This window comes from Vibrio superstes (assembly GCF_003569005.1).
GTDB lineage: Bacteria > Pseudomonadota > Gammaproteobacteria > Enterobacterales > Vibrionaceae > Vibrio > Vibrio superstes.
In genome coordinates, this window is the sequence record NZ_BCUR01000001.1 from 19,937 (window position 1) to 37,941 (window position 18,005).

Sequence of the window (18,005 nt, forward strand, 5' to 3'; positions counted from 1 at the left end):
TCAGTTTTTGTGTTGTGTTGTGTTGTTTCGTTCGTTTGATTTCTTGTGAGTGGATTTTGATAGTTCAAAAACTTTAATCATTGTTGCTAGGGTCTGTTGAGCTTTTGAGCGACATGTGTATGGGAGGCGTTGCACTAGTAAAAGTGATAACATGCAAAGTGAAAGTATCAAATTCTGCAACAAGGGAAATTAAGTTAGGTAGTTATATGAACGACAAAGTGTTTGAAATTTGGCAAAAAAAGCGAGAGCAGGGCTTCTTAAGTTGGCTGTTCAAAAGCACTCTTGGGGCTGTAGCTTTCTATCTGGTTTTTAGTATTGTCTTCCAATATTCTTCCATTAGTGAGCAAGGTGTTCCTGCATTTATCCAGAGTCAAGCTTCTAACTATGCGTTATTTACAATACTAATGCTTATAGGCAATGGTGTTCTTTGGCTTTATCGTGAAGCTAGCTATAAAAAAGAAGCTCGTCGTAGAAATATCCTTTAAAAATAAGTTAAGTAGACTGACAACGCTGGGCATTTTCATGTTGGTTTTACTTCAGTGAACGGGGTGTAATGATAGCGTTGTTAGCATTTAAGCAATGGTATGTCATGGCTTGTTGAATCTAGGTTATGTTCCTTAATCATTAGTCCGTACTCTGGTCATTCTCAAACTTAATCGTCGACCGACCGCAAAGCAAACGAAGAAAGAACTAGATGTTTAGAGTAAAGAGGAAGGATCTGAGGTACAACGGCTTCGGTGGAAAACTGTGACTCTATGGTCTCCTTGGCGTTTTCTGCCAATGTTTCTTTCTCGCTTTCGGTGCTGTTAAGCCATTCGTCTAGAAAAAGCGCCAGCTCTTCTGTGTTATCGGATAGCCATCCATTGTGGCCATGGTCTATTAATCTATCTAACGCGCCGATATTGAGCGTCAGCACAGGAATCCCCCTTGCCATCGCTTCTAACGCGGTCATAGGCAGTCCTTCATAGCGAGAAGATATCACCAATAAACCAATGTTTGCCCAACATTGGCTCATGTTAGCTTGAAAGCCTAAAAACTCTACGTTAGTTACTTTGCGATCCTGCAGCTCTTCTTTCAAAGGGCCGTCCCCATACAAATAGAAAGACTCATCAGGATGCTGCTCGGCGAGATCTAAGAAGCGGTCGGGTCCTTTCTCAACGCTTAAACGTCCCACAAAGGCAATCTGTTTACCCTCACTTTGTATAGAGCCCTCTGTCGAAACAAAATTGTTTAGAAATACACTTTTGACGGGGAGGCGGGCTTGTATTTCAGGGCTCACACAAAGGCTTTGATCGGATAGCAAAGCGCTGTAGCGATCTAGCCAGTCGTATAGGCGAATCTTTCCTTTGGGTACTTCACCTGCGTGGTAGGTGCTGATCTGCTTGGTTTGTTCTGTCGTGGTTTTTACTGCGAGTTTGCTGACAATACTGGCTTTATAGCCATGAGCGTGCACCGCAATGGGCTTAAATTGAGCAATGGCTTTTCGTAATTGAAGGGTTTGCTTAACTAACGAATGATGGTTTTCATCATCGAGCAACGTGTGCAGATAGCGGTAGGGTATATTGTGTTTCTCAAGCTTGGCGATGATAGTCGATGGGTCTTTAAAGCGAGTAAGTAGAACGACTCGTACGGGCACTTTGTAAAACGCGATACCTCGCGCCAGCTCCAATACATGGGTTTCAATGCCCCCAAAGGTAAGGCTGTCTAATAACAGCCATACCTCTTGTGGATTGATGGGATCACTCGCTGACTTGCAAGTCATCTTCGGCTTCCCACTGTTGTTTCTTTCTATAAACAGTCGATGGGCTGACCTCAAGCATGACAGCGGCGTTTAATACATTGCCGTCACACACCTTAATGGCGTTTTGGATTGTTTCTTTTTCCACTTGCCACATGGGTTTGACTGAAAATGTAGCCGATGACTCGTTGCTCACTGTTGTTGGGGCTGGTTGCGGTTCAGTAGGAGAGGCTATCTCTGTAACTACCGGTTGTACATTTGCTGGTGGTGGCGCTTGCTCAGCAACAGGTGTAGGCGTTGGAGTTGCTACCACTACCGGCTTAGCTGGGTTGACAGCGTTAAGCGGCGGTGGGAGTTGGTTTGCTTCAACCTTTGTGCCATCGTTGAGTACAACCACGTTTCGCATAATATTTTGCAGCTGCCTAACATTGCCAGGCCAAGGGTAAGCCTTGAGGATAGACTCCACCTCTGTGGACAAGCCTGTAAAGCCCTTGCCGTCTTGCTTTGAATACAGTTTTACAAAGTGCTTAGCGAGAGTGACGATATCTTTGTCTCGCTCGCGCAAAGCGGGCAGTTCAATAGGGATAACATGCACTCGATAATAGAGATCTTCACGGAAGCGTCCCGCCTCTATTTCTTTCAAAGGATCTTTATTGGTTGCGCAGATGATTCTCACGTCCGCTTTTAACTCTTTGCTGCCACCTAATGGTGTGACACTGCCGGTTTGTAAAAAGCGCAGTAGTTTTTTTTGCATCTCCAGTTCCATCTCACACAGTTCGTCGAGGAACAAGGTGCCGCCGTGGGCCTGCATAGCGGCACCTTTGCGGTCTGTCGTAGCGCCAGTAAATGCGCCTTTAACGTGACCGAAGATCTCACTTTCCATCAGATCTCTTGGAATAGCGCCACAGTTAAGGGCGACAAAGGGTTTGCCTGCGCGTTTACTCTGCTTGTGTAAGGCTTCAGCACATACTTCTTTACCGGTTCCACTCTCACCGTTGATAAATACGCTAGCGGTAGTAGGGGCGGCAGATTCAATGATCTTATAGACCGCCTGCATAGGTAAGCTAGACCCAATGAAACCGTGGAAATTCGGACGATCAAATTTAGTCTCTAGCTTGCTGACCAAATTTTCCAGTTTGGTTCGCTTAAGGTGCAAGGCTACCGATGTTTTTAACCTGTCTGCGGTAATCGGTTTTTCGAGGAAATCATCCGCGCCTTTTTGAATCAGGTTCACGGCAGTATTTACCGAACCGTGGGCAGTGGCGATGATCACAGAGGTAGGGATTTCATTTTCCTTGATCCAATCAAGGATTTCCTCTCCGGTAGTGTCGGGGAGTTTGAGATCAAGAATGACCAATTGGGGAGCGTGGTGCTCTATAAATAGTTTGGCATCCTTGCCTGTCTCTACATGAAAGAGATCATAGGGTTCGTCTTTTATATACTGCTTATAGAGTATGGCTAGTGAGTTGGAGTCCTCAACTAGTAGAACTTTGGGTTCCATGAAACGTCCTTTTAAACCAACGACTTACTAATTTATAGGCTTTCTTTTAAGCTTTGCAATGCTTGTTGTGATTGAATAGCTAAATCTTTGAGTAAGGCACCGTTTTTTAATGCCTCAGCATGATCTTGTTGCAAACAAGAATGTTCCACAGATTTAGCCATCTTTCCTAGTGCTGTAACGCCAATGGCAAGTGAAGTCCCTGCTAGGGTATGAGTTTCAAATTCTAACGTTTGGTAGTTTTCTTCACTTATTGCTTTGTTGATGATCTCTAAGCGTCCTTTCGATTCTTCCAAATAGCTGTCGATGAGTAATGGAAGAATGTCGATACTGGTGTCGCTAATGATCTGTTCAATAACTGCGTTGTCTATGAGTTGTTCTGATGGCACGACAATGACTTCCTTTTCTTGCTGTATCTGCTCTTTACTTTGCAAAGGACTCACGCTGTAAAGAGAATGTAAAAAGCGTCTTAACATTGAGTATTCCTTTTATCGCCCATTATTTCTAGTTTTTGTTTCACACTATCTGCGTGATTACACTGTGTGATTCAGTATTGGGGTGCTTTTAATGGCGTTTTGAAGTGTTCGTTTAATGAATCGCGGTATGAATTTACGCCGATTAAGGATGCTCAATAGCTGTTGGGATAGCGTCTGTTGGGAGTATTGATTGATAATGATGCCGCAGACGTTGGCATTGGCGTCACTCAGGTAGCTAAGGGCGTTTGAGAGTTCTTCTTTGCTAGTAGCCCCGCCAGTAATCGTCAAAATCGTGGCCTCGCAGGCATTAGCGATGACAGCACTAGGTAGCTCGGTTTGATGACTGTTAAGGGAGCCTGCATCGATTATGATTCGGTCGTACTCGGATAACCAATACTCCATCTTTTGATTTAGGGCCCTCGGATCACGAAAGGCGATTTGTTCCGACTGAGTCGTTGGAACCGAGCACCCCGTAAAGAGCTGCATAGTAGCTTTGTTAGAAACCCATTCTCCTTGGGTTTCACAAGACAATAACGCAGGTTCGAAAGCAGGGTTATCCAGATTAAGGTCCACCAGTAATGTTCTGTAACCGGCAAGCATGTAGTGCTCAGCTAGCGTTGAAGCAAATCGAGTGACACCACAACCAGGTTTGTCTCCAGTGATACAGATGCTGCTCGTTTTAGCCAACTCAAGCTTAAGGAACGTCTGCTCTAACTCTGGGTGTACACGATTAATGCTCATTACAACGCTCCTATCAATACTATGGTAGTGGCAATCTTCAGCACATCATCAAGCCCATTTCGCGCTTTCTCCATTAAGCTCTCTCTTTGATGAGGGATGTAAACAGTGTCACCCGCGCGAATTACAGGAAGCTTTCTGAAGTTGGCCGTTTTGCTGAAATCAACAAGGTCGAAGACTCTAGCTTGGCTCTGGCAGCAAGACATGTTTACTACACTGATTTTCTCAAGATACGCTTGCTCACTTGGACCGCCAGCTTCTGCAAGTAAATCTAGGATGGTCATGTTGTCGTCAAATACGTAGCGACCTGGGTTGTTTACCGCACCTAACACGCGAACAGTTGATTCTTTAGAGCGGTCTAGCCAGTTTTTGTCTTTCTCTGGGATATAGATGGTATCGCCAGTTCTTACTACAGGGAGCAAAGATTCATCGCCTGTTTCAAAGTAAAGAGATAGGTTGAGTTTGCTTACGCGAGAGTAGCTTTTGTCGCGATGAGTGATGCGAATGTTGTGAATGTCTGCATCTCCATTTGGGCCATCTGCGGCTGATAGAATGTCTAGGAAATGCATCTCTTTGGTAAAACGGTAGCGACCCGGTGCATTCACTTGACCAAACACGTAGATAGAGGCCTCAGATTTTTGACGAACCCACTGTGATTTGTTGTCTGATGGGTCTTGCGGTAAGTCATGAACTCGAACAATGGAACCCGCTGAGATATTTGGAAGCTGCGATCTTTTAGCACCATTGCGGATATAGGCATCTAAATCAAAGACTTGTACCTTGCGCTCACTGTCTACCACTTCAATGGTAGTGGTATCAGCGCGCAGCGTAGGGCCGCCTACATGAGCAAGCAGGTCCATCAAGTCCATTTCATCAGACCATTCGATGCGTCCAGGGCGAACTACCTCACCAATGATGTTTACCGCGCGATCTGGCGATACTTTCAGCCAAGACTTTTCATTCATGTCCGTTTTCTCTGGAACAAAGATAGCGTCGCCGTTTTCAATTGCAGGTGGGCGGACGCCGCCAATGCCTTCAGTAAATGCGGTTAGGTCAAATCTGATCACTCGACCATTGGCCTTGATTAGACGAATCTGACGAGACTCAGCAAAGCGAGTTGGTCCACCAGCATTGGCAAGGATATCCATAAAGGTAGCACCGGGCTTACCTTCAAATGCGCCTGGTGCTGCGACTTCGCCCATCACATAAACCATGTTGGCACCTGACTTGATCTCTTCTTCCATCTTAGGAACAAACACTATTGAACCAGGGTTTAGCTGAGGCAGCATAGAGTCGTCACCGCTGTCTAGGTAGTGTTTTAGGTTGAACGTAGTAGGGTTGTTGCCTGAGATTACGCGAATTTGTTCTACACTGGCGTAGCGAGTGACACCACCAGAGCGCATGATGATGTCGACAAGGTCTGTATCTGCCTTAAAGCTGAAAGAACCCGGTGCATTCACCTCACCAAAAACCTTAATCGCTTTACGTGAGCCTCCGCTGTCGCCAGCATTAGCGAGCTTAGCGGCGTCAAACTCCTGCTCAATGTTGCCTACCATAGGAGAGGCTGGCACAAAGATAGTGTCTAGAGATTTAAGCTTTGGCAAAGTGGAATCATCACCAGAATCTAGGAATTTTTTGTAGTTGAATTCTTTAGTTTCGCTACCACGCTTGATGTGAAGCTTGTTAAGTTGAGCGCCAGGACGGATGCCGCCTGCCGCGTACAGCGCCATTTGAACTGTTGATGACTCAGGAAGGGTGTATTCGCCTGGTGAGCGAACATAGCCTTGAATGGAAAGTAGGATTTGACGTTCTGCTACATAAATACTGGCGTTGGAAAGGTCGCGAAATACCTTGCTTAGGGCATCTTTGACCACTTTTTGCAGTTGGTCTTCCTTATAACCCGCGACATAGGTAGGTCCCACTTCTGGAAGTGAGATACGCCCCGATTTGTCCACTTGAAAGCCTTTATTGAGAGAGGCTTCGCCTGGCAGGTTGACCTGAACAAGGTCACCAATCTGAACGGGTTTCGCAAATACAGAGAAGCTTATGCTAACCAATAGGATAAGTAGAGCCTTAAAGATGTTCATAGCCGCCTCCTTGGGCATTAGTTGACACAATGTCTATGCTAACGCGACGGTTTGTTAGGCGAATTGCGGGTGTATCGCCATCGGTAAGGGGTAGGGTTTCACCTACAGAAAGGGTTTGGATTCGAGCCGTTTCTAAACCAAATATCACTAGGTAGCGCTCAACCTGTTTAGCGCGTCCCATTGCGAGCTTTTCGTTGTACTCTACTGTCCCTGCCAAATCAGCATGGCCAGTAACGCTAAGTTTTAGATGGTTGTGCTCCTTTAAAATATTGGCGGCTTCTGCAAGATGGCCCATGTATTTTGGGTTTATCTCGGTAGAGCCCACCGCAAATTGATTGTCTATGTTGAGTAGGTCAACGAGCTGCGTAATAACGGCTTTATCACTTTGAAATGAAGCGTTTTGTGAGGGTGGCACACACTCTGTTTCACTGGTGACGTAATCAAGTTGTAACTCCAGTTTGTTGAGATTCTTTCTCAAAATGACGATGTCATTGGCTGCATCAAGAAGAAGACCACCTTCTAGTTCTCGAGCAATGCGTTTTTCTTTGGTTTCTGCCTGCACGACCGATGCAGGGAAACACCATTCAGCCCCTTGGTTGATAAGGCTATCAAGCTGCAAGCGAGCTAAATGAAAATCAAAGCGTAGGCCGTGCTCTGGGCCTAATGGCTCTTCAGGAAATACGGGAGAGAAATCAGACATAGCGGTGTATTCACCCATTCCGCCGCGGCCTTCGTCTGGGTAGCTTGAACAACCAGCCATTACCAATACTGCGAGTAATGTAGTGCCTGCTTTAAGTTGGTTAGTCCATTTCATCTTTTCTCTCCTGATTCCCTTTTAATTGCTGTTCACTTCCATGTGAGTCGCGATTAGAGCTCAAGTTCTGCTGTTTGAGTGGTCAATGGAATCGCCTGTCCTATGCGCAGCAGTTCCATCATTTTTTGAGGTTGCCCATGAACGTTCTTGATGCTCATGTTGCGGTCGCTTTCTATAAGGCGTTTATAGAAATAGACAATGGCGCCAATGCCTGACGTATCCATAAAGTCCACATGCTCTAAATCGATTTCGATCTGAGGGTGGTTATCGTCAGTCAGTACATCATCAATACAAAGCTGAGCTTCTTTGCTTGCTTGTGCATTGAAGTCGCCAAATACCGCTAGAGTAAGTAGGTGTTCACTTGATTCAATTTTGCGTAGTTCCATGATGTTCTCTCCGTTTAAGAATCGCCTCAGTGAGCGTACTTAGTAGGTAGCAGGAACCGTGCCAAAAATTAACACCAATAAAAACAATGGTTTAAATGGGTTTGTCAATATGAGAAATGGGGGTTCTTAATTTGAGAAAGGGGATTTCTTAGAAAAGTAGGGATTAATAATACCAATCACTACCATTGGTATAAGAAAAAGGCTCACGTACTGTGAGCCTATAAGAACGTTATGAGGTGTTAGTTATGACACCATTTGACCAGCATGTTTTGAATGTCTGCTGAGCGATAAGGTTTGGTTAGAACGTCATCCATGCCTGATTCAAAGCACTGTTCTCTTTCCGTTAATGTGGTGCTCGCGGTCAACGCGATGATAGGCATTTTCATCCCTAATTCGCGAATCTTTGCGGTGGCTTCAAAACCGTCCATTTCTGGCATTCGACAATCCATTAAGACCATGTCGTATGCTTTATTCTGTGCTGCTGTAACAGCCTCGACACCATTATTAGCAATATCGGGCTTGATATTGAGCTTAGTGAGCATTTCATTGATGATGATTTGATTCATGCGAATATCATCAACCACTAACACTGAAAGGTGCTTAGGTAGCAACTTGTTCAGTTGTTTAGCTGGGTCTTTGGCTGCGCTGGCGAGCTGTGCGACCTTAATTAGAGGAATACTCCCAGTAAAGGTGGTACCGACGTCGATAGCACTCTCAAGTTTAATAGAGCCGCCCATCAACTGAATAAGCTGGTTACAGATAGCCAGTCCTAAACCTGTGCCTTCAAAATTTCGTTTACTGGAGCGGTCTACTTGAGTAAAAGGCTGGAATAGCTTTTTTTGGGCGTTGGGGCTGATGCCAATACCAGTATCAATCACCTCAAACTGCAGGCTATTATTGTCCCAGTCTAGGTTCAAGGTCACTGACCCCTCATCGGTAAACTTAACGGCGTTGCCAATAAGGTTAACGAAGATCTGTGTTATCCGCTCCATATCGCCCTCAACCGCCTTTGGCACCTTGTCAGAGACATTGACGATAAAGTTGAGCGACTTTTCGCAGGCTTTAGAGTTAAAAATACTAGAGAGTGTCTTAAGTAAGGACTTAATTTCAAACTTACGAGGAAGTAGGGTGAACATATCTGCATTGATCTTACTGTAATCAAGGAGATCATTGATAATCACCCTCAAAAACTCGCCAGATTGAGACAGGTTCTCGACCAACTCTTTTTGATGTTCATCCAGTTTAGTATCTTGCAGAAGCTCCGAGGTGCCTAATAGCCCGTTAAGCGGAGTGCGAAGTTCATGGTTTATCATTGCAAGAAAATCACGAGTGGCTCGCTCTGATTGTTCTGCTTTTTTGCGCGATTCTATATTGCGATAGATGATTTGCTGCCTGTTAACCGCTCTGCAAAGCAAGTCGGCAATGAGCCTCAATGGCTGCTCAATAAATTGATTGTCTTGCTCGGTATCTTGGATCTTTAGACTCAGTAAACCAATCTTTTCTCTATTGATGATAAGAGGTATATCCAGCTGTGACCCTCGCCATTGCAGTTTAAGGCTATTCGGGTCGACCTCTATCTCCGAACCATAAAACGGTTTCTTTAATCCAAGGTTGAGATTGGGTTTAAGTTCAAGGTAACACGCCCTTACTAGCGTGGTATCACACACCTTACCGACAAGATTAGACAGCAGTATGTCATCTAAGTGGTGATCGAGAAAGGCGCGACCAAAATAGATAAGTAGTGAGTCAATCTGCTGTTGGAACTCAAGCTTTAGAATGTCTTGCGCTGAAGATTTTTCCAATTGCGCTACGGCAAGTTCAAGCTTTTGGTTGGCCTCAAACAGCTCAAGACTTTTTTGTTCAAGCAAGTTTTCAGCTTGCTTACGCGAAGCCATCTCTCTCACAAGCTTTCGTTCAATCAGCCTGATATCAACGCCTTGATCTGTCATCGTCAATTACTCATCAAACTGGGTTAGTTAACAAGGGTGATATTGAAGCGAACTTCACTTCCCGTTTCATTGAGTGGTTTCATTTGGATATCAAGCTTTTGCTCAAAGTGGTTGGCGCATCCCTTAATCAGCCCAAGACAGACATGAGACATACATCGAGCACTCTTATAATTTAAAACAAGCTCTGTTTCGGTCTCTGAAATAAACTCAAAAGACGGAGGGACAGCATCGGGATAGAGTTTCTTAACCTCAACGTGGATGTAATCTTCTACGTGTCTAATGAACTCGAAGCTATTGGTGCTTTGTGCTACTGCTGCCGCTGGTGGCATGGTTGCCAGCAGTTTCTTAAACACAGATTCCCCAAACACTTCTTGCAATTGATTAGCGGGTACATCTGATGTTTTGCTGAGGTTTACGATCAATTTAACTAGGTCTTTATGATCGTAACTTCCTACAGAGGTATAGATGCCTTGGTCTTCAGACATCTCTAATATTTGGTCCAACACCTCAAGTCCAAAGTGATTCTCTACCAAGTCTAAAAATTCAGTAAAAATGATTCCTTTCATTTGATCTCTCTTAACAATTGAGTATTCATGTTAACGATTCTTGTACAAACTCATTTAAAAAACAATTACTTCTGTTGTTTTTATGGATCTTGTATCTAGAAAAGAGACAGGTTTTGCATAGGTTCGATGGGCTCAGCGATAGCCAAAAAAGGGATTTGGGTGTTTCTAGTGAGAAGTCTTTTCGCCTGTTGAGGATCGCTAACCCATTGCAGAGCGTCTTTCTCGTCAAACAGAAGGGGCATTCGATGGTGATAACGGGCGTACTCATTATTAGGCTCAGTGGTGAGGGTAACAAAGTGGCCATTTCCCATTGCTAAGCCTGCCATTAAAAAACCTTGAGAGTTATCGACGGGGTTAAATAGGAATTTTTGTTTTCCTGATTCTGTGGTAATCCATTCATACCAACCACTGCACGGCACGATGATTCTATTGTGATTAAACGCCTCTCTAAAGGTAGGTTTAGACTCTATGGTTTCGGAGCGGGCGTTAATGATGAGTTGCTTCGACCATTCTGGTTGCACACCCCACAGCATTTGTTGCTGATTAAAACGAGACTGAGTTGACGAAATGACCGATACCGATTGTTTAGGTCGCACATCGTTATTTGTCGATGTATGAAACTCAAGACCCAGAGAGTCTGATATCCACTGCGCTAAAGGGTCATCCGTGATGTTTAATCGTCCACACATCTATGTTCTGTCTTTCTTAATTGCCATTCTAATAAGTTAGCACAGTTAACAGCGTGAAAGAGAAGTGCAATTGCTCAGGTCTGTACTAAATAAGCCTTTTAGTAGGAGTACACGGATGCGTTTTACACTATTACTCGCCATGATGGTGCCTAGCTTATTACAAGCTCAGGTTTGGACTCACGAAGGCAAACCAGCCTATGTAATAGAGCTTTTTACATCGGAAGGATGCTCTAGTTGCCCTCCTGCGGATCAATATCTTTCTCAATATGCCGAAACCGACAAGTTGTGGGACGACTATATTCCTCTAGCCTACCACGTTGATTATTGGGATTACATTGGCTGGAAAGACCGCTTTGCGCACCCGTCGTACAGTCAAAAGCAGAGGCTATATAGAAGCTACGGTGTCGTGGACAGCGTTTATACTCCGGGCTTTGTCGTAAATGGTGCGGAGTGGAAAGGGTTCTTTAGTTATCGAACCAGAACGCTTCCAGATATTGAAGCGCCGAGTGTCACACAGCTACAGCTAAAACGAGATAAATATAATTACACTGTCACCTTTTTCGGTGATGAACAATACACGGCCCACATTGCTTGGTTAGCAATGAACGAAACCACCCCCGTTAAGCGAGGTGAGAATAGAGGTAAAACACTCAAGCATGACTTTGTTGTTATCGAGAAGCAGCAGAAGAATGCCACCGGCAAATGGAGCTTCTCATTGAACAATCGACAACCCGTTGCACAGATAGATGCCGTCGCTGTGTGGTTAACTAAGCCTAAAGATTTTGTTCCAGTGCAAACCGTTGCGGGTTGGATAGACAAACCGTAATCGGCAAAAATTGAGGCAAAAGTATATTGGTCAACGAAATGGCATTGTTTTGTCATTTTAGTCTGCTATGGTGTGAATATAGTTACCGTTAACAGATTAAGAGAGACCAAGGATGCAGCCAAAACTTGAACAATATCAGGGTATTATATTTGATATGGATGGCACCCTGATTGATACCATGCCGGCGCACGTCGCCGCGTGGGAGAAGACGGCTAAAGAGTTTGGATTTGATTTCGACCCAAAATGGCTTCATAGCCTAGGGGGTATGCCAAGCCCTAAGATTGTGTTGGAAGTAAATCGACGCTTTGGCTTAGAGTTGGATCCAGCGCAGGTTTCTAGCTTTAAAATGTCTCAGTTTGCTAGCAATGACACTAAGGGTGAATTGATCGGTATTACCCATCAGGTGCTGTTAGATCAGATGCAAATCAAGAAAGTGGCGATAGGCACAGGATCGCAACGTGACAATGCTCATGATCTATTGAAGTCTCGTGGCGTATTTGATTATTTTGATACGGTTGTGACCGCCACAGAGGTGAATAATCATAAACCATTCCCAGATACCTTTTTGCAGGCGGCTGAAAACATGCAATGCCAACCTAGCGAATGTGTGGTGTTTGAGGATACGCTATTAGGTTTGCAGGCAGCACATGCTGCAGGTATGGATTGCTATCTAGTGACAGATTCTGGCTTTGTATTTAAACCAGTGAATGAGGCGGCGTTTACAGAGTAGGCGGTTTAGTTCTCGAAAGATAAAACTATTAGAAAGTAAAAGGGCTGTCATCGACAGCCCTTTTTAATGTCTTACTTTACTTCAATCAGTTCGACATCGAAGATTAATGTTGATGATGCAGGGATTGGACCCGTACCGTTTTTACCATACGCAAGCGTGCTTGGTATGTATAAGCGGAACTTGTCACCCGCAACCATCAACTGCAGGCCTTCTTGCCAACCTTGAATGACACGGTTAAGAGGGAATTCAATTGGTTCACCGCGATCAACAGAGCTATCAAACACAGTACCGTCGGTAAGTGTGCCGTGATAGTGCACCTTAACTGTGTCAGTTGAAGCAGGGTGAGTCTCGCCGTCACCCTTAACAAGGACTTCATACTGAAGACCGCTCTCAGTGGTGATGACTTCGTCACGTTGACCATTTTCTTGTAAGAAGGCTTGGCCAAGGGCGAAGTTTTCTTGGCCGGCTTTATTTTTTGACCAAATGCTGTAGATCATGAATGCAGCTAAAACCGCTATGATGGCAGGGAATAAAAACTTAGACATTAGTGTCGTTATCCTTTCGCAATTAAGTATTTGATTGTGTTAACAATAGATGGCAGATCGTTGTGCGCTGAAGTGATGACCATATACTTGCCATTTACGACAAAGGTAGGAACTGAATTGATCATACCCTTACCAGTAATATCGACAGCGTGAGTCACTTCTTCAAACAGTTTTTGTTTCTGTTCTTCGTTTAGATCATATGGAGAAACCAAACCGCGCTCTTTATAAGCATTGATCAGTAGTTGGGTTCTTTCTTCAGCTGGTAATTCGGCATTAGCGTGGTAGGCATTAAACAACGCCGTCATCATGCCTTGATCTGGTTTACCGGTTTCAGATTGCATTGCTGCAGCGTAGTAAAACATAGCGGCCGCTTGAGCACTCTCATTGAAGGTAACGTGTACCTTACCAATTGACTGACCAATCCCTTCTTCGATTTCAGGGATGAACTTCTCCATCTGCAGGCAGTGCCCGCAAGTAAGAGAGAACACCTCAACGACAGGCTGCTGTACAAGATCGCTAATATCGTTTGGCAATTGAGAGTAGTGAGTGTTCAGTTGAGGTTCAGGGTTTTCGCTACATGCAGTCAATGCCAGTAAGGATGCGAAAACTAGGCTAATTATTTGAGTTATTTTTTTCATAGTCCATTAAGTCTTGTTAGTAGGCAGAGGTAGGGCGATATCAACAATATCACCCATTTGACACTTTATTATCTATCCCAGTAGGCTTCTTCAAGGCTATCTTCACGCTCAGGAAGAGAACGAGACAGGCGAGGAGAGTGCTGAGTTAGCAATTCGTAACTTACTCGGTTTGCATATTTGCATATTTGCGAAAGCGACGAATAAGTGAGGAACGAAGCGCTGTGCTTTTCAGACGCAGGCACATTCTTTTTGTGATAACCATTGGCGGCAATGTCGTGAAGCAGTGCTGACAATGCACCGTCACCTGCACCATTGGTGTTCTTGATCTCAAGAGGTCCGCCTAGGTAAGGCGAGATATGAGAGTAGACGCGGATAGGGTCTTTACAGTCAGTAAAGCGCATCGCGCGGCTGTATTCATATTTGTTGAACTCTGGAATATTGCCGGGTAGCAAGGAAAACTCGGTTTCACGCTTTTTGTCGTTCTCTGTATAACCGGCCATGTATAAGCCGACAGGACCCGCGGTGCATAGCACTAGGTCAACCCATTCAAGTGCTTTATCAGCAGCAAGCAGTGGGTCTTTTTCACCCGTCAGCGCTTCACCTTCTTCTTCATTCATCGCCACGATGGTTACGTTGGCCTTGATGAAGTTTTGCCACCAGTCTTCATTACCTTCGATAACGTATTTGGTGCCTAAGGTGAGCACTACAGGTACGTTGTTTTCTTTTGCTAGTTCAACTGCGCGCTGCACAGCCTTTGGCATTGGGTCTTCTGGTTTACCGCGCATTAGGTAAGAAGAAACCACGAGCGCACTGGCTTTCTCGAACACGGTTTCAGGCACGCTTTCAGGAAGCAGCTGATTCATGTGTCCTTCGTTGATAGCAAACGTACGCTCGCCATCATTAGTGATCAATGTGTAGCAACGACCAATAGGGCCATCAACACGCTGAAGATGATTAAGGTTAACGCGAGATGAGGTACGGCAAAGGTAACGATACGCGTAGCTCCCCACATCGATGTTCTTAGACATGACGCCCAATAGCACAGACTTACTGTCTGCTAGTACAGAGTAGTTATGCAGGGTGTTACCAATGGTATCGCCAGGGTGTTCGTGGGTGATGAGGCCCTTCTCAACAAGCTCTTTATAGAGTGCGTCTGCTACTTCCTGTTCTACAACTAATGAGTGTCCCTTACTCAAAGAATATTTTGTCAAAAATTCATCATCGACTCGAGCTTCGATATCAACAATGGTTTGTCCCACGCCAACAACAGTAGGCCTTGATAGCTTAGGTGTCTGACGGATCTGATTGACCAATGGGTCGCGAGAATGGGTTGGGAAGTAGTGTTTAGACTTTCTTTGACCAGGAAACTTCATAATGGGGAAATGTAAAAGGAAGATGAACGGAGTATACCACAAGGTTTACTCCGCACATGAGTGAGGGCGCTTAATTTCTAGCCACTTGAGCGCCAACTGATGATTTAAAAAACAACCTCGCTGTTTTTAGAAGCAGCGTCGCCTACAGTCTGAGGCTTAGTTACGTCATCTGACGTTGTTGTATCGGATTCTGGCAAGGTGGTTGGAACGCCGTCAGTAGATTGATAGGCTAATGTATCCCATAACGGCACTGTAGACAGGCTATGCTTGAAACTGCCGTCTGTCTCTTTAGTCGTATAAGACAAGTAGAGGAGGGTCTGGTTTTCAGCATCATAGATGCGTCTGACTTTCATTGTTTTAAAGAAAACACTTTTCGATTGTTTGAACACCACTTCACCAGACTTACTTTTGTCGATTGAAGCGATCATTTCAGGTGTAATATCGCCAGTTTGACGACAAGAGATAGAGCTGTCACTAGGGTCAGATAAGCTTAAATTCGCTTCAACAGAGGCGATATGGCAGGTTACGCCAGGAATTTTCTCGTCATCCAAATTCGATATTTTTATGTCTTTAAGGGTAAAAAAGCCCAGCGATACGTCACCGACTTCATTTTTGCCACACCCTGAAAGAGTCAGGGCAAGGAGTGGAGCCAATAGAGCGATTTTCTTCATTGCGATTTCCGAGAAATTAACCAAGGTATTGAATAGAGTAGAGTCTAACACATACAGGCAATCTTGTTTAAATAAGCGATTGTTTGATAAAGAATTGTTCACACCTAGATCCGAGTGTATCCTTATACAAAATCAAAAAATGAGCATGACTATGAGTAACTCAGCTCCTACACCTAATGTAGAGCATTTACAGCAACAAAAGACCCAATGGCTTTTGTCTCAGATAGATGTGGCCTACCCAACTAGAGAAAGTGTCTTAGGAAAAGCCTGTTACCTGGACCTTGTCGAGAAGTTCAATGAGATTACTTCGCTAGCATCTTCAGCTGACGACTTAAACCAAGCAATGAGTACTACTGAGTGGTTGAGGGCTGACTTTCACAAGCTTACGGTACTTTTTGCGCGCTTTATGGCATCGCACAGTGACATACCTGAAGCATCAAGAGAGTTCTTACAGGAGTTTTTAGCTCAGATTATTCTTGATGATCAAGGTGCTTATTCATTGTGTCTAGGGTTTGAAGGCTCAGAGGTCGTAGGCGCATGCATCGTCTCAAATGGTTCAGATACCATATTGGTTTCAGACCTTTTATTAAAAAGTGACCTAGCCCAAGACGTTGAGGTTGCTGCCATCTTGAACCTTTTTGATTCGGAAATAAATCAAGGAGAGCAAAGCTGCTCAGTATTTTTACAAATATTTGCTTACATTTAGTGATCTAGGTCGGTTTATCGAAAACAAACAGGGGCACAGTTAACAGTAAGCAGTACTGCTTTTCCATTTGTTAGCACTTCTTGGTTATAAACGTAAACAGAATCAATTAGATGCTATGGAAAGCGAACCGATGAAGTGTGTGATTTTTGACTGTGAAGGTACGCTGGTTGATAGCGAAAAATTATGCTGCCAAGCCTTGGTTAGTGTATTTAGCAGCTATGGCGTGCAGCTTAGTATGGATGAAGCTCTCAGTCACTTTAACGGTGGCAAGCTCGCAGATATCCTTGTGGAAACTAGCCAACGTCTAGGTGTCAAAGTCGATATAGACGAACTCGAGCTTCTATATAGAGAAAAAACAAGGGTTTTGTTTCAAGACCAACTTAGACCGTGCAAGAATGCAGTCAAGGTTTTAGATACCCTCAAGCAACATGGTATTGAAATCTGCGTTGTGTCGAACGGACCTCGCAGCAAGCTAGAGTACACTCTCGAAATTAGTGGTTTATCCGATTATTTCACAGGCACGATGTTCAGTGCTTTTGACGCAAATAGTTGGAAGCCCGACCCCGATCTTATTCAATATGCTGCGATGCGAATGGGATTTCGCGCTAAAGAGTGCCTGTTTGTCGATGATACATTGCAAGGCATTCGAGCGGGAGTGGCGGCTAATATTACCACTCTTCATTATCGTCCAAACCCGTTATCGCCTAAATGGAGTGCAGAAGGGGCAATGAGTATCAGCGATCTTAGTGAAGTACTTGAGTACTGCGCAGACGTTCCGCCTCTTGAGTATCATATTTAGCCTTAGATAATGAGCCTAAGTCACGTATACTCTCAGACTTAATCTATTGAGATATCAATCAAATATGAATCAAGCTCTGTCAAAAAGGCGCGTCGCTATCTTCGCGGATGTGCAAAACATCTATTACACCACCCGAGATGCGTATCGTCGTAACTTTGATTACAACGCCTTTTGGGCTTTGGCGATGGAGTATGGTGAAATCACTTCAGCGCAAGCCTATGCCATAGCAAGTCACGATCCAAAGCAGCGTCAGTTTCACCATATCCTTCGTGGTATAGGCTTTGAAGTTAAGTTGAAACCTTATATTCAGCGCTCGGATGGCAGCGCCAAAGGCGATTGGGACGTGGGTATCACCATTGATATCATGGAAAGAGCCTCTGAGGTGGACACAATAATTCTGCTTTCTGGTGATGGTGATTTTGAGTTGTTGGTTAAGCATGTAGCTGAGCGCTATAACTGTCACGTTGTGGTCTTGGGCGTGCCTCAATTAACCGCTAACGCCTTGAAAGAAGTAGCTTCAGAGTTCATTGCCATCCAAGGTTCTCTACTTAGATAATCTTAAAACCTAATTATCGACTCATTAAATGCATTGCTAAGAGGTTGTCTATCAGTGCATTCAAGATGTCATCGTTTTTACCTATCAAAACTATAGCCCTTAAGTATTAGTATATTTAGGCTTTTAAACCTACCTTTATACCAACGCGCAATAGACTTAGTGCTGATATTACAAGGGTAGCGAGAGCTAAACTGTCAACCTGACTTCTATTGCCCTTATC

At 44.4% G+C, this 18,005-nt stretch carries 19 protein-coding genes and 1 pseudogene; 6 read left to right on the plus strand and 14 right to left on the minus strand.

Annotated features, from left to right (window positions below):
• The first annotated feature begins 206 nt into the window (after window positions 1-206).
• A complete protein-coding gene (locus D5I41_RS00095) occupies window positions 207-485 on the plus strand; it encodes a hypothetical protein (RefSeq protein ID WP_119007917.1) in 279 nt (92 codons plus the stop codon).
• Window positions 486-652: 167 nt separating this feature from the next.
• Here the strand turns inward: D5I41_RS00095 and D5I41_RS00100 are convergent, their stop codons facing one another.
• The 10 genes from D5I41_RS00100 to D5I41_RS00145 all read right to left on the minus strand — a co-directional run bounded on the left by D5I41_RS00100 (window position 653) and on the right by D5I41_RS00145 (window position 10,941).
• On the minus strand, window positions 653-1,762 hold the full coding sequence (locus tag D5I41_RS00100) for a glycosyltransferase family 4 protein (protein WP_119007918.1): 1,110 nt from the start codon (window positions 1,760-1,762) through the stop codon (window positions 653-655).
• Window positions 1,740-3,239 carry a sigma-54-dependent transcriptional regulator gene (locus D5I41_RS00105; RefSeq protein ID WP_119007919.1) on the minus strand — a complete coding sequence of 500 codons (1,500 nt, stop codon included), beginning with the start codon at window positions 3,237-3,239 and terminating at the stop codon, window positions 1,740-1,742. The genes D5I41_RS00100 and D5I41_RS00105 overlap by 23 nt, the downstream gene beginning before the upstream one ends.
• 32 nt (window positions 3,240-3,271) lie before the next feature.
• On the minus strand, window positions 3,272-3,712 hold the full coding sequence (locus D5I41_RS00110) for an Hpt domain-containing protein (RefSeq protein ID WP_119007920.1): 441 nt from the start codon (window positions 3,710-3,712) through the stop codon (window positions 3,272-3,274).
• 57 nt (window positions 3,713-3,769) lie between these two features.
• The gene (locus D5I41_RS00115) at window positions 3,770-4,453 is read right to left on the minus strand and encodes a P-loop NTPase family protein (protein WP_119007921.1); all 684 of its coding nucleotides are present in this window, start codon (window positions 4,451-4,453) and stop codon (window positions 3,770-3,772) included.
• Window positions 4,453-6,537 (minus strand): SLBB domain-containing protein, encoded by a 2,085-nt coding sequence (locus tag D5I41_RS00120; RefSeq protein WP_119007922.1) that lies wholly within the window; start codon window positions 6,535-6,537, stop codon window positions 4,453-4,455. The genes D5I41_RS00115 and D5I41_RS00120 overlap by 1 nt, the downstream gene beginning before the upstream one ends.
• Window positions 6,524-7,351 carry an OmpA family protein gene (locus D5I41_RS00125; RefSeq protein WP_119007923.1) on the minus strand — a complete coding sequence of 276 codons (828 nt, stop codon included), beginning with the start codon at window positions 7,349-7,351 and terminating at the stop codon, window positions 6,524-6,526. Before D5I41_RS00125 ends, D5I41_RS00120 begins: the two co-directional genes overlap by 14 nt.
• 53 nt (window positions 7,352-7,404) lie before the next feature.
• Window positions 7,405-7,737, minus strand: coding sequence for an STAS domain-containing protein (locus D5I41_RS00130; protein WP_119007924.1), 333 nt, complete (start codon window positions 7,735-7,737; stop codon window positions 7,405-7,407).
• 239 nt (window positions 7,738-7,976) lie between these two features.
• Window positions 7,977-9,686, minus strand: a complete 1,710-nt coding sequence (locus D5I41_RS00135) for an ATP-binding protein (RefSeq protein WP_119007925.1) — start codon at window positions 9,684-9,686, stop codon at window positions 7,977-7,979.
• Window positions 9,687-9,709: 23 nt separating this feature from the next.
• On the minus strand, window positions 9,710-10,252 hold the full coding sequence (locus tag D5I41_RS00140; protein WP_119007926.1) for a heme NO-binding domain-containing protein: 543 nt from the start codon (window positions 10,250-10,252) through the stop codon (window positions 9,710-9,712).
• A 95-nt stretch (window positions 10,253-10,347) separates the two neighbouring features.
• Window positions 10,348-10,941, minus strand: a complete 594-nt coding sequence (locus D5I41_RS00145; RefSeq protein ID WP_119007927.1) for an SOS response-associated peptidase — start codon at window positions 10,939-10,941, stop codon at window positions 10,348-10,350.
• A gap of 115 nt (window positions 10,942-11,056) precedes the next feature.
• Here D5I41_RS00145 and D5I41_RS00150 point away from each other — a divergent pair, with 115 nt between their 5' ends.
• Together D5I41_RS00150 and D5I41_RS00155 are read left to right on the plus strand one after the other, a co-directional pair.
• Window positions 11,057-11,767, plus strand: a complete 711-nt coding sequence (locus tag D5I41_RS00150; RefSeq protein ID WP_119007928.1) for a DUF1223 domain-containing protein — start codon at window positions 11,057-11,059, stop codon at window positions 11,765-11,767.
• 112 nt (window positions 11,768-11,879) lie between these two features.
• Window positions 11,880-12,497, plus strand: a complete 618-nt coding sequence (locus tag D5I41_RS00155) for a beta-phosphoglucomutase family hydrolase (RefSeq protein WP_119007929.1) — start codon at window positions 11,880-11,882, stop codon at window positions 12,495-12,497.
• A gap of 71 nt (window positions 12,498-12,568) precedes the next feature.
• Here the strand turns inward: D5I41_RS00155 and bamJ are convergent, their stop codons facing one another.
• From bamJ to D5I41_RS00175, 4 genes and pseudogenes are all read right to left on the minus strand, one after another.
• Window positions 12,569-13,042 (minus strand): BamJ family beta-barrel-assembly machinery protein, encoded by a 474-nt coding sequence (bamJ, locus tag D5I41_RS00160; protein ID WP_119007930.1) that lies wholly within the window; start codon window positions 13,040-13,042, stop codon window positions 12,569-12,571.
• Between the two features lie 8 nt (window positions 13,043-13,050).
• Entirely contained in the window at window positions 13,051-13,680 is a 630-nt protein-coding gene (locus tag D5I41_RS00165) for a thioredoxin domain-containing protein (RefSeq protein ID WP_119007931.1), read from the minus strand.
• A 68-nt stretch (window positions 13,681-13,748) separates the two neighbouring features.
• Window positions 13,749-15,053 carry an inosine/guanosine kinase gene (locus D5I41_RS00170; RefSeq protein ID WP_119007932.1) on the minus strand — a complete coding sequence of 435 codons (1,305 nt, stop codon included), beginning with the start codon at window positions 15,051-15,053 and terminating at the stop codon, window positions 13,749-13,751.
• 197 nt (window positions 15,054-15,250) lie between these two features.
• Window positions 15,251-15,724, minus strand: a pseudogene (locus D5I41_RS00175) (CreA family protein); the annotation flags it as partial.
• Window positions 15,725-15,875: 151 nt separating this feature from the next.
• On the opposite strand from D5I41_RS00175, the gene D5I41_RS00180 reads away from it, so the two are divergent.
• The 3 genes from D5I41_RS00180 (at window position 15,876) to D5I41_RS00190 (ending at window position 17,785) form a co-directional block, all read left to right on the plus strand.
• A complete protein-coding gene (locus D5I41_RS00180) occupies window positions 15,876-16,430 on the plus strand; it encodes a hypothetical protein (RefSeq protein WP_119007933.1) in 555 nt (184 codons plus the stop codon).
• A gap of 115 nt (window positions 16,431-16,545) precedes the next feature.
• A complete protein-coding gene (locus tag D5I41_RS00185; RefSeq protein ID WP_119007934.1) occupies window positions 16,546-17,229 on the plus strand; it encodes an HAD-IA family hydrolase in 684 nt (227 codons plus the stop codon).
• 64 nt (window positions 17,230-17,293) lie between these two features.
• Window positions 17,294-17,785, plus strand: coding sequence for a LabA-like NYN domain-containing protein (locus D5I41_RS00190; RefSeq protein WP_119007935.1), 492 nt, complete (start codon window positions 17,294-17,296; stop codon window positions 17,783-17,785).
• Window positions 17,786-18,005: the final 220 nt, after the last annotated feature.

What these genes read in the sequence shown, in the direction of transcription:
- D5I41_RS00180 (WP_119007933.1), top strand. Translation starts at nt 15,876, where the DNA reads ATGAGTAACTCAGCTCCTACACCTAATGTAGAGCATTTACAGCAACAA.
- D5I41_RS00100 (WP_119007918.1), bottom strand. Translation starts at nt 1,762, where the DNA reads ATGACTTGCAAGTCAGCGAGTGATCCCATCAATCCACAAGAGGTATGG.
- D5I41_RS00095 (WP_119007917.1), top strand. Translation starts at nt 207, where the DNA reads ATGAACGACAAAGTGTTTGAAATTTGGCAAAAAAAGCGAGAGCAGGGC.
- D5I41_RS00135 (WP_119007925.1), bottom strand. Translation starts at nt 9,686, where the DNA reads ATGACAGATCAAGGCGTTGATATCAGGCTGATTGAACGAAAGCTTGTG.
- D5I41_RS00140 (WP_119007926.1), bottom strand. Translation starts at nt 10,252, where the DNA reads ATGAAAGGAATCATTTTTACTGAATTTTTAGACTTGGTAGAGAATCAC.
- D5I41_RS00155 (WP_119007929.1), top strand. Translation starts at nt 11,880, where the DNA reads ATGCAGCCAAAACTTGAACAATATCAGGGTATTATATTTGATATGGAT.
- D5I41_RS00110 (WP_119007920.1), bottom strand. Translation starts at nt 3,712, where the DNA reads ATGTTAAGACGCTTTTTACATTCTCTTTACAGCGTGAGTCCTTTGCAA.
- bamJ (WP_119007930.1), bottom strand. Translation starts at nt 13,042, where the DNA reads ATGTCTAAGTTTTTATTCCCTGCCATCATAGCGGTTTTAGCTGCATTC.
- D5I41_RS00125 (WP_119007923.1), bottom strand. Translation starts at nt 7,351, where the DNA reads ATGAAATGGACTAACCAACTTAAAGCAGGCACTACATTACTCGCAGTA.
- D5I41_RS00190 (WP_119007935.1), top strand. Translation starts at nt 17,294, where the DNA reads ATGAATCAAGCTCTGTCAAAAAGGCGCGTCGCTATCTTCGCGGATGTG.
- D5I41_RS00130 (WP_119007924.1), bottom strand. Translation starts at nt 7,737, where the DNA reads ATGGAACTACGCAAAATTGAATCAAGTGAACACCTACTTACTCTAGCG.
- D5I41_RS00165 (WP_119007931.1), bottom strand. Translation starts at nt 13,680, where the DNA reads ATGAAAAAAATAACTCAAATAATTAGCCTAGTTTTCGCATCCTTACTG.
- D5I41_RS00115 (WP_119007921.1), bottom strand. Translation starts at nt 4,453, where the DNA reads ATGAGCATTAATCGTGTACACCCAGAGTTAGAGCAGACGTTCCTTAAG.
- D5I41_RS00105 (WP_119007919.1), bottom strand. Translation starts at nt 3,239, where the DNA reads ATGGAACCCAAAGTTCTACTAGTTGAGGACTCCAACTCACTAGCCATA.
- D5I41_RS00145 (WP_119007927.1), bottom strand. Translation starts at nt 10,941, where the DNA reads ATGTGTGGACGATTAAACATCACGGATGACCCTTTAGCGCAGTGGATA.
- D5I41_RS00170 (WP_119007932.1), bottom strand. Translation starts at nt 15,053, where the DNA reads ATGAAGTTTCCTGGTCAAAGAAAGTCTAAACACTACTTCCCAACCCAT.
- D5I41_RS00150 (WP_119007928.1), top strand. Translation starts at nt 11,057, where the DNA reads ATGCGTTTTACACTATTACTCGCCATGATGGTGCCTAGCTTATTACAA.
- D5I41_RS00120 (WP_119007922.1), bottom strand. Translation starts at nt 6,537, where the DNA reads ATGAACATCTTTAAGGCTCTACTTATCCTATTGGTTAGCATAAGCTTC.
- D5I41_RS00185 (WP_119007934.1), top strand. Translation starts at nt 16,546, where the DNA reads ATGGAAAGCGAACCGATGAAGTGTGTGATTTTTGACTGTGAAGGTACG.